Annotated in this window: 8 protein-coding genes; 7 read left to right on the top strand and 1 reads right to left on the bottom strand. The window is 46.7% G+C overall.

Annotated features, from left to right (window positions below; genetic code table 11):
• The first annotated feature begins 126 nt into the window (after positions 1-126).
• The 3 genes from nth to NI21_RS0115430 all read left to right on the top strand — a co-directional run bounded on the left by nth (position 127) and on the right by NI21_RS0115430 (position 3,725).
• Positions 127-762 (top strand): endonuclease III, encoded by a 636-nt coding sequence (nth, locus tag NI21_RS0115440; RefSeq protein ID WP_033127101.1) that lies wholly within the window; start codon positions 127-129, stop codon positions 760-762.
• 212 nt (positions 763-974) lie between these two features.
• Positions 975-2,420 carry an SLC13 family permease gene (locus NI21_RS0115435; protein WP_033127100.1) on the top strand — a complete coding sequence of 482 codons (1,446 nt, stop codon included), beginning with the start codon at positions 975-977 and terminating at the stop codon, positions 2,418-2,420.
• A gap of 15 nt (positions 2,421-2,435) precedes the next feature.
• A complete protein-coding gene (locus NI21_RS0115430; protein WP_033127099.1) occupies positions 2,436-3,725 on the top strand; it encodes an FAD-dependent oxidoreductase in 1,290 nt (429 codons plus the stop codon).
• Between the two features lie 30 nt (positions 3,726-3,755).
• Here the strand turns inward: NI21_RS0115430 and NI21_RS0115425 are convergent, their stop codons facing one another.
• Positions 3,756-4,682 carry a LysR family transcriptional regulator gene (locus tag NI21_RS0115425; RefSeq protein ID WP_033127098.1) on the bottom strand — a complete coding sequence of 309 codons (927 nt, stop codon included), beginning with the start codon at positions 4,680-4,682 and terminating at the stop codon, positions 3,756-3,758.
• Positions 4,683-4,942: 260 nt separating this feature from the next.
• Here NI21_RS0115425 and NI21_RS0115420 point away from each other — a divergent pair, with 260 nt between their 5' ends.
• The 4 genes from NI21_RS0115420 to NI21_RS0115405 are packed head-to-tail and all read left to right on the top strand — an operon-like array spanning position 4,943 to position 9,335.
• Positions 4,943-6,592, top strand: coding sequence for an amidohydrolase (locus NI21_RS0115420; protein ID WP_052084205.1), 1,650 nt, complete (start codon positions 4,943-4,945; stop codon positions 6,590-6,592).
• Entirely contained in the window at positions 6,592-6,888 is a 297-nt protein-coding gene (locus tag NI21_RS0115415) for a YhdT family protein (RefSeq protein WP_052084203.1), read from the top strand. The genes NI21_RS0115420 and NI21_RS0115415 overlap by 1 nt, the downstream gene beginning before the upstream one ends.
• Positions 6,881-8,389, top strand: coding sequence for a sodium/pantothenate symporter (gene panF / locus NI21_RS0115410; RefSeq protein WP_033127097.1), 1,509 nt, complete (start codon positions 6,881-6,883; stop codon positions 8,387-8,389). The genes NI21_RS0115415 and panF overlap by 8 nt, the downstream gene beginning before the upstream one ends.
• A 40-nt stretch (positions 8,390-8,429) precedes the next feature.
• Positions 8,430-9,335, top strand: coding sequence for a DMT family transporter (locus NI21_RS0115405; protein ID WP_197052638.1), 906 nt, complete (start codon positions 8,430-8,432; stop codon positions 9,333-9,335).
• Positions 9,336-9,451: the final 116 nt, after the last annotated feature.

Below are 9,451 nucleotides of genomic sequence, written 5' to 3'. Positions count from 1 at the left end.
GAAAGAAACCAATCCACAGTATCTTAAAATAGCATAGTCTAACCTGTAGAAAAGGTAAAGAATGACTATGACAATACTAATAGTAGGAGAAAAAGTCGGAAGATAAATCGAAAAGGAGAAGGACAGATGACAAAAAAGCAGAGAGCTCTGGAAGTGATCGAGAGGCTGAAAAAAGAGTATCCAGACGCAGGCTGCACCTTGGACTATGACCAGGCGTGGAAGCTTCTTGTGAGCGTGCGCCTGGCGGCCCAGTGTACAGACGAGAGAGTCAATAAGATTGTGGAAGTGCTGTACGATAAGTACCCTACAGTGGACGCCCTGGCCGATGCGGATGTGGTGGACATCGAGGAGATCGTGCGCCCCTGCGGCCTGGGAAAGAGCAAGGCGAGGGATATCAGCGCCTGTATGAAGATCCTGAAGGAGGAGTACGGCGGGAAGGTGCCGGATGACTTTGACGCTCTTCTTAAGCTGCCCGGTGTGGGAAGAAAGAGCGCCAATCTGATCATGGGCGACGTGTTTGGCAAGCCCGCCATTGTGACAGACACCCACTGCATCCGTCTCGTCAACCGGATCGGGCTGGTGGATGGCATCAAGGAGCCAAAGAAGGTGGAGATGGCTCTCTGGAAGATCATTCCCCCGGAGGAGGGGAGCGACCTGTGCCATAGACTGGTGTATCACGGCCGGGATGTGTGTACGGCAAGGACAAAGCCCCACTGTGACAAGTGCTGTCTGGAGGATATCTGCAAGAAGCAGGGGGTTTGAGTCAGGCAGGAATATAAATGGAGACAGAGAAAGCTGCTGTACGGAAGGTATGGCGGCTTTTTGTGACTTTAGATTAGGTTGATTTATTCTGTTATGGAATAAATTCATAAAATATCGAATTGGTCATAAAAGAATCCCGTGCTATACTCAAAATAGAATTATTTCCGCGGAAAGAAATTGAATAAAGTATAACTTGTAAGGAGAATGAGACTATGAAAAATAAAAGGCAGATAGCGATGACGGTTATCGGATTACTCTGCATTTTTGGCTTTCGATTTCTTCCGCCTGTTCTCGGGCTTTCGGAGCTTGGCATGCAGATTTTAGGCATTTTTATCGGTACGATTATATTGTGGCTGTTCGTGTCGGTGACATGGCCGAGTGTTGTTTGTATTTTTGCCCTGATGCTGACCCCTCTGTTTACCTATGAGAGTGTCCTTCAGGGGTCGATGGGAAGCTGGGTTACATCCTTTGTTATGTTCAGCTCTATGGTAACGTATTGCCTGGGACAGACCGGATTTTTAAGACGGTGTGCGGTCTGGTTTATCACACGGCCGATTGCAAAGAAAAATCAGTGGCTGTTTTTGGGACTTTTCTTTCTGGCACCGCTTGTGATCGGATCTTTTATGTCACCTGTCCCCACGTTTATTGTGTTTGTTCCCATTGCAGAACAGATATTTAAGGAGCTCGGCTATCAGCCGGAGGAGAGATTCCCGCAGATGATCATGCTGTCCCTCCTTTGCTTCTCCTCCCTGTCCACGATAACGACACCGATCGCCCACACGGTTCCCATACTGGGAATGTCACTGTATCAGGAGGATACCGGTACGGCCATTGACTTTGTTAAATATACAGTCTTTGGAATTATTTCAGCCGCAGTTATCTTTATTCTCATCATGCTGATGCTGAAATATATTTTTAAGCCGGACACCAGCAAGCTGAGGAACTTGGATACCGAAGTGCTGCTGAAGGATGCGGAGCCTATGAGCAGAGAGGAAAAATATACACTGGCAGTCTTTGCCGGAGTAGTATTTCTCTGGATGATTCCCGGAATTATCAGTCCGGTACTCCCGGGGGTTTCGGCTTTTATATCAGGGCTTGGTACACCTACCCCTGCTATTATAGGCGTAATCCTGTTATGTATGATGCGGGTGAACGGGAAGCCCCTCATGGAGTTTGGAAAGGCCATGAAGGAGGGAGTACCATGGGGAGCAGTTATCATGGTGGCCGGAACTATGGTGCTTGGCAGCGCTCTTACAAATGAAGAGGCCGGGATCACAGATGCGGTCGTGTCGGCTATCTCTCCGCTGATCGGAAATCTGTCCCCAATGATTTTCGTGTTGATCGTATCTCTGTGGACCGTCATCCAGACAAACTTTGCGTCCAACACTGTGACTGTTACTCTTGTGTACAGTGTGGCTCTTCCGTTGGTGTACTCGGGTGCAATCGGCGGGGTGGATCCCGCGGCGCTTACCTGTATTATTGGAGCAGGTGCGGCCATTGCAATGGCTACACCGCCGTCTACAGCACATGCGGCGATTGCTGTGGGAACCGGGTGGCTGAAAACAGACATTATGTTTAAATATGGAATGATCATGTCCGTGATCGCAGCAGTTGTGCTGGCGTTTGTTGGTTATCCGATTGCGGCGTGGCTGATGTAACAGGAGGATACAAATATGACAGAAACTGTAAAAGTATATGGTGATCTGGGACACTATGACGTCATTGTAGTAGGAGGCGGCACTTCCGGCTGCGCCGCTGCGGTCAGCGCTGCTGACCGCGGGATGAAGACGCTGATCATAGAGGAGGCGGCCTATCTTGGAGGAACGGCGACAGGTGGACTTATCAGCATGTTCATGGGATTTTCAGACAGAGAGTCCTGGGAGACACAGTCCGGATTTGTAGGGGAACTGCTTGGCAGGTTGAAAGCGGAAAATGCAACCCAGGGTATGAATACAATTTACCTGTGCGGAAAGAAAGAGTTGGCGGTACCTGTTGTGCCCTATGAAGCGGAACCGCTGAAACGGATTCTTCATCAGATGGTCAGAAGTCATCGTGTGGAGGTGATGCTCCACACCAGCATGATACAGGTGATCATGGATGGAGGGAAGAGGATCACTCGACTGCTGGTTCACAATGTAAACGGGATACAGACAATAGAGGCGGATGTCATTGTAGACGCTTCTTTCCATGGAAGTGTGGCTTTTGAGGCCGGGTGCGGATATGAAGCCGGCGATCCGGACGGAGTCTTGCAACCAGGCAGTCTGATGTACAGAATGGCGGACGTGGACCAGACGGCCTACGCCCAGGTATCTCAGGAGGAAAAAGAGGCGATTGCCGCAAGAGGAATCCGGGAGGGCAGTCTGTATGTTAATAATCTGCTGGCCAGACCTCTCCCAGACGGAACCATGTATTCCAATATGAGCAGGATACAAGTGGATCCCTTTGACATTCGGAAGTGGACAGAGGCAGAAATGAAAGCCAGAGAGCAGGTGCGTGATATAAGTAACTTTTTTGTTCAAAACGTTCCTGGCTTCCAGGATGCAGTGCTGTGCGAGACGGGGGCCTTTACCGGTCTGCGCGACTCCAGAAGAATACTGGGGAAATATGTTCTCACGGGTGCAGACGTGCTGACGGGAAAAGAGTTTTCAGATGCAGTTGCGGAAAGTTCCTATCCTATTGATATCCACGATACACGCGGCACATCCAGCACGATCATAAAGCCTGAAAAAGGATACTTCCAGGTGCCGTTCAGAAGCCTTGTGACAGAGGAAGTGGAAAACCTGATTCTGGCAGGACGGTGTATTTCGGCAGACTATGAGGCTCACGCCTGCATAAGAGTTATGATCACCTGCATGAGGACAGGAGAAGCGGCCGGAATCGGAGCTGCAGAGAGCGTGAAGCGTCAGGTTCCTGTCAGTCAGGTCAACGGTGTGGCTGTCAGTCGGCAGATATATAACAGATAAAAAAGACAATAAAGGTGCAGCCTTTCTCTGTCAGAGAGGAGGCTGCATTTTTATATTCCTTGAAAGGTAGTCATAGAAGCTTTGTATATAAACGGGAATTTTAGGGCGATTGAGCATAATAATCTGGGTGTCCCGGATCAGCGGCGTGTAGAAGGGGATGATCGCCAGCTTATCATTTGCGTCAATTGCAAGACTGGAGAGGATGGCAACGCCGGCATTTTCTGCCACCATTTTCAAAACTGACCGGACAGAAGAGCACTGCAGGGCAACCTTTGGAGAGATACCGTGGTCGTGTAGTACCTTAAACACAGCATCATGGTACACCTGCATTTTTTTATCAGTTGTAATAAAGACCTGATCTTTCAGATCACTGTAATCAATCTTCGCTTTGGCTGCCAGGGGATGGCCGTGGCTGGTGACCAGATAATAGGGATCCTTTAGAACTGTATGAGATATAAATCTCGGATCCGTCTGAAAGTTTACTTCCTGATGAATAAGGTACATGCTGGATACAAAGGCCACATCTACAGTTTTTGCGAGCAGGGCAGGAATAAGTGCAGAGGTTGTGCTCTCCAGGAATTCGATCTCTACAGATGGATGTTTTATAGAATACTCCGCAACAACGGACTCAATATGATTATGGCTTCCCAGATAAATGGTTCCCACAGTTAGGTGATGCCCCGCCGGGATGGAGTAGGATCTTGCGGCAGCCTCTATTTTGGAGGATACGGAAAGCATCTCATCAATGAGAGGGAGCAGTTCTCGACCGGCATCCGTAAGTGTGATACTGCGCGTAGTCCGGGAAAAGATTTTGATGCCAAGCTCTGCCTCCAGCTTGAGGATGTTCTTGGAGATGGAGGACTGCGAACGCGACAAATAATAGGAGGCCTCGGTGAAGCTTCCACATTTTGCAACAGCAGATACACATTTTAACTGTTCAGTTTCCAGATAAATCATCTCCTTTCAGAGACTATTTTAGCATCTTTTGGCTATTTTTTTCAAAAAATATGAAAAAATCCTTGTTATATTCGGGGGAAAATACACAAGAAATGAAACAATAACAGGAGTAATATTGACAAAAATAACAATATATGATATACATTAAACATCGGATGTTTAATTATGTACAAAAGTCGTGGCGGTAAATGTAAGGAGGATAGAGAATGATAACATAAGGAAAGGATCAGTATACAAAAGATCGTAGACAGGAGGAGCATATGAATTTTGATTATTCGTATATAGACAAGGCATTTATTAATGGAAAAGTTGTTACAGTAAACGAGAATGACGATATCTGCGAAGCGGTCGGCATCAAAGGGAATAAAATTGTATTTGTCGGATCGAATGAGGATATCAGAAAAATTGTAGATGAAAATACAGAGATTATAGATCTGCAGGGCCGGACTATGACGCCGGGATTTATCGACAGCCATTATCATCCTATTTTATCAGGCTTTATGAACGGAGCGATCATAGACGCGACATACCCAAAATGTAAAAGTATTGAGGATATCAAGGAGCTTGTAAGAGAACGGGCCAGGATTACACCCAAGGGCGACTGGATCAAGCTGTGGGGATACGACAATAACAAGCTGATTGAAAAGAGACATGTGACTCTTGAAGACCTGGATGAGGCGGCGCCGGAACATCCCGTACAGTGCATGCGCACATGCGGACATGTATGTATCTATAATACATTGGGCCTGGCTGCCGGTGATATCAGAACACCAGAGGATATAAAGCGTTTTGGCGAGGGCGAAATTGAAGTGAAGGACGGGAAATTTACCGGTCTGACAAGGGACTTAAGTGCTTTCTATTTGTGGAGCAAGGTGAAGTATACAGAGGCCGAACTGCGGGAGGCGATTGACAGGGCAAACAGAACCTGCCTGGAGGGCGGTATTACCTCTATTCATGATTGCGGAGAGTGTGATGCACCCGCCTACAGTATGATGTATAAAGCTGCGAAAAGGGGCTGGTTTAAACCGCGGCAGTTTATGATGCTGCACAGTATTTTTGGGAAGCCTTTCTCTAAGGAAGACAATGAACATTTTCTGAAGCTTGGATTTCACACAGGTCTCGGGGACGAACATTTTAGGATCGGAAGCTGCAAATTTATGGTAGACGGGGGCAGCAGTGGACCGACAATGGCAACACGTGAACCCTACTCCCATGATCCGACTCTTCCCAGAATCCTTTCCTGGGACAGGGAGGAGGTGGCGGATTACATCGACTATATCAATCAGCATGACTGTCAGGCGACAGCACATGCAGAGGGAGATCTGGCGGTGGAATTTATGGTAGAGGGCTACGAGAAAGCGCTGAAAAACCATTACAGGAAGCCTGAGGAACACAGGCACAGGATAGAACACTGTGTCATTGTGGATGATGATCTGATCAGCCGGATGAAGGCGATGGGAATTATTCCTATTGCAAACACACATTTCATTCCTTTAAACGGAAGCGATTATCATCGATATTTTGGAGAGAGAATTAATTATCTGTTCGCGCTGAAAAGCTTCATTGATGCCGGACTGAGACCAGCCATCGGATGCGATGCTCCCACTGCCGCATGCAATGCTATCGCTGGGCTGGACGGAGCGGTGAACAGGATCGATCGAAATACTGGCGAGGTATGCGGCCCATGTCAGAGAATTTCCATGATGGATGCAATACGATGCTATACAATAAACGGAGCCTATGCCAGCTTTGAGGATGATATCAAGGGAAGTATTGAAGTCGGAAAATTGGCGGATTTTACAATCTTTTCAGATGATATTCTGGCGATAGATCCTGTGGATATTATCAATGTTAAGATTGACTATACCATTATTGACGGAGAGATTTGTTATAGACGAGGTGACAGATAATGGAAAATGAGAACAAAAAAGAGGAAATGAGCTATAAGGAAAAATTTATACAAATGAACAAAGAGGCTAAGGCGACATGGATTGTAGCGGCAATTTCATTTATCGTCTGGCTTGCGGGGGGCTTTGGCATTTATCTGCTGGTGGGCAACAGCTGGACGATATTGGGGATGCCGGCCTGGTTTGTCATTGGAAGCTTTGGATGTTGGTTCGTAGGAATTATCGGTGTAGTGTATCTGTTAAAATTTGTATTCAAAGATTTTGATCTGGGACATGATGAGGAGGATAGCAATGAGTGATTCAGTATTGAGGATAATTCCTGTTGTGGTTTTCTTTGTGCTTCTGATGGGAATTGGCGTATATGTACAGAAAAAATCAGCCGATGCGAAGGCAAAGAACTTTTCTAAGGAATATTTTATCGGAGGCCGCAGCCTGGGCGGATTCGTGCTTGCCATGACGCTGGTGGCAACCTATGGATCAGTGAGCTCCTTCTTAAGCGGAGCGGGAAAGGCATGGGAGACAGGATTTGGCTGGGTATATTATGCTACCTCCAATGTTGTCGCAGCGTTTCTTATTCTGGGCGTGCTTGGAAAGAAAATGGCCGTTGTAGGAAGAAAGACAAACTCCGTTACGGTTATTGATGTGTTAAGAGCCAGATATAAATCAGACCTTCTGTCTAATATCTGCGCTATTGTTATCGTGGTCTTTTTTACTACTCAGATGGTAAGTCAGTTTATAGGTGGCGCCCAGCTTTTTGCGGCGTGTACTGGTTTTGACTACACGATCGGTCTGTTTATCTTTGCGGCAGTCGTTGTTATATATACTATGATAGGTGGATTTACGGCTGTTGCCATCACAGATACAGCCTGCGCGATCGTTATGGTAGTCGGAACAATTCTGTTGGGTGTTGCCGTTATACAGAGAGGCGGCGGACTGGACAATATTATGGCTAACATTACAGCTGAGTCAGCCCGTGCAGTGGCCACCGGTCAGGGAACGGATCTTTTGGATCCACGCGCCAGCGGGCAGATTCCCTTCCAGCTTTTCTTATCCCAATGGCTTCTCTGTGGTGTGACTACAGTGGGCCTTCCCCAGTCACAGGTGCGCTGCCTTGGCTATAAAGATACTCAATCCGTTCATAAAGCGATGCTTTACGGGACAATTGTGGTAGGTATCATGATGATAGGTATCCATCTGATCGGAACATGGTCAAGAGGTCTGTTCACGACAATTGACGGTTCAACAGATACTGTTATCCCAGTGGTTATCGTAAATTATATGCTTCCTGTATTAGGAGGAGTGGCAATCATAGGCCCGCTGGCAGCAGCTATGTCCACGGTGTCTTCTCTTCTGATCGCCGGATCTTCAGCAATTGTAAAGGACATGTATCTTCATTATAAAGAGCAGAAAAAAGAGGAACCGGATCAGAAGCTTGTGGCAAAAATATCATTTATTGTTACAGCTATTATGGGGCTTGTTTCTATTATTATCGCGATCAATCCGCCGGATCTGATCGTATGGATTAATATGTTTGCGTTTGGTGGTCTCCAGACCGTGTTCTTCTGGACTATGCTGTTTGGAATGTTCTGGAAGACAGCCAATAAAATCGGTGCGCTTGCCAGCGTGATCGGCGGACTGAGCTCTTACTGTATTACGATGGCACTGGACATCAAAATAGGATCCTTCCACAATATTGTTATTGGATTAGGAATAGCGCTGATCTGCTTTGTTATTGGAAACAAATTCGGAAAACCGATCGATGACAGAACGGGACGGATTTTCTTCCCGGAGAAATATTAAAGGCAGGCCGGGGCGCGGTAAAATGAAGAAATTTTGTTGTGTGTTAGTCATAATGGCGGGAATTTTCTGGGGAACTCAGGGAATTTTTGTAAACAAGCTTGGGGAAACCGGATTTTCCGCCATGGATATCGCTGCCATTCGGGTAGCGGGAACGGGCATTATAATTTTCTTTGTGATCCTGGCCGTAAAGCGGGAGCTTCTGAGAATACAGGTGAGAGATATATGGATTTTCGCCGGAAGCGGACTTTTGAGTATCATAGGCTTCAACTGCCTCTACTATATGACGATACGTCTGACTTCCATGTCAGTAGCAGCAGTTCTGTTGTACATTTCTCCGGCAGTCGTTTCTGTCCTGTCCGGGATCCTTTTCAGGGAAAAAATGACTCTGAGGAAGCTGATAGCGCTGATCAGTGCGTTTGCGGGATGCTTTTTTGTATCCGGAGTGCTGGGAGGAGAGAATACAGTTACTTTTCAAGGTGTTATCACCGGAGTCGGAGCAGGTGTAGCCTATGCGCTATACTCTGTCTTCAGTTCGATAGGCTTGAAAAAAGGATATCATCCGGTGACTGTTATGACCTATACATTTCTGATAGGCGGGGCCGGCATCCTCTTTCTGTGCAGACCGGCGGAGATTGTAGCCGTATCCGGGAAAGACGGAGGACTGATGCTGCTGGAGACAGGGTTTATACTGATAAGCGCGGTGGTACCATATTTCCTGTATACGGTAGGACTAAAATATATGGAAGCAGGGAAGGCGTCCATTATGGCTTCGACAGAGGCTATAGCAGCTACTCTGTTCGGGAATATATTTTTCCATGAAAAACTTACCGTACATATCATTTTGGGTATTCTTGCAGTTGTATTTTCTATTATTGTTTTAAATGTCAACATGCAGATGAGAAGAAAATCGGTTGTGCAGACGGAAATACAGAGTAACGGATCATAATAAAAAGGGGCTGTAAAAAGCCCCTTTCAGACTGTAGACAAAGTCCCCGGTTTACCCCGGGGCTTTTCTATTGTAGTTATCAACATTTCAATGATCCTTCCGGTTTTTATCAAGAA

The sequence above is a fragment of the Eubacterium sp. ER2 genome, from assembly GCF_000765215.1.
Taxonomy (GTDB): Bacteria; Bacillota; Clostridia; order Lachnospirales; family Lachnospiraceae; genus Claveliimonas; species Claveliimonas intestinigallinarum.
This window is presented reverse-complemented; position numbering and strand designations above follow the sequence as displayed.

Excerpts from the sequence above, each read along its gene's own strand:
- nth (WP_033127101.1), top strand. The coding sequence starts at position 127 with ATGACAAAAAAGCAGAGAGCTCTGGAAGTGATCGAGAGGCTGAAAAAA.
- NI21_RS0115435 (WP_033127100.1), top strand. The coding sequence starts at position 975 with ATGAAAAATAAAAGGCAGATAGCGATGACGGTTATCGGATTACTCTGC.
- NI21_RS0115430 (WP_033127099.1), top strand. The coding sequence starts at position 2,436 with ATGACAGAAACTGTAAAAGTATATGGTGATCTGGGACACTATGACGTC.
- NI21_RS0115425 (WP_033127098.1), bottom strand. The coding sequence starts at position 4,682 with ATGATTTATCTGGAAACTGAACAGTTAAAATGTGTATCTGCTGTTGCA.
- NI21_RS0115420 (WP_052084205.1), top strand. The coding sequence starts at position 4,943 with ATGAATTTTGATTATTCGTATATAGACAAGGCATTTATTAATGGAAAA.
- NI21_RS0115415 (WP_052084203.1), top strand. The coding sequence starts at position 6,592 with ATGGAAAATGAGAACAAAAAAGAGGAAATGAGCTATAAGGAAAAATTT.
- panF (WP_033127097.1), top strand. The coding sequence starts at position 6,881 with ATGAGTGATTCAGTATTGAGGATAATTCCTGTTGTGGTTTTCTTTGTG.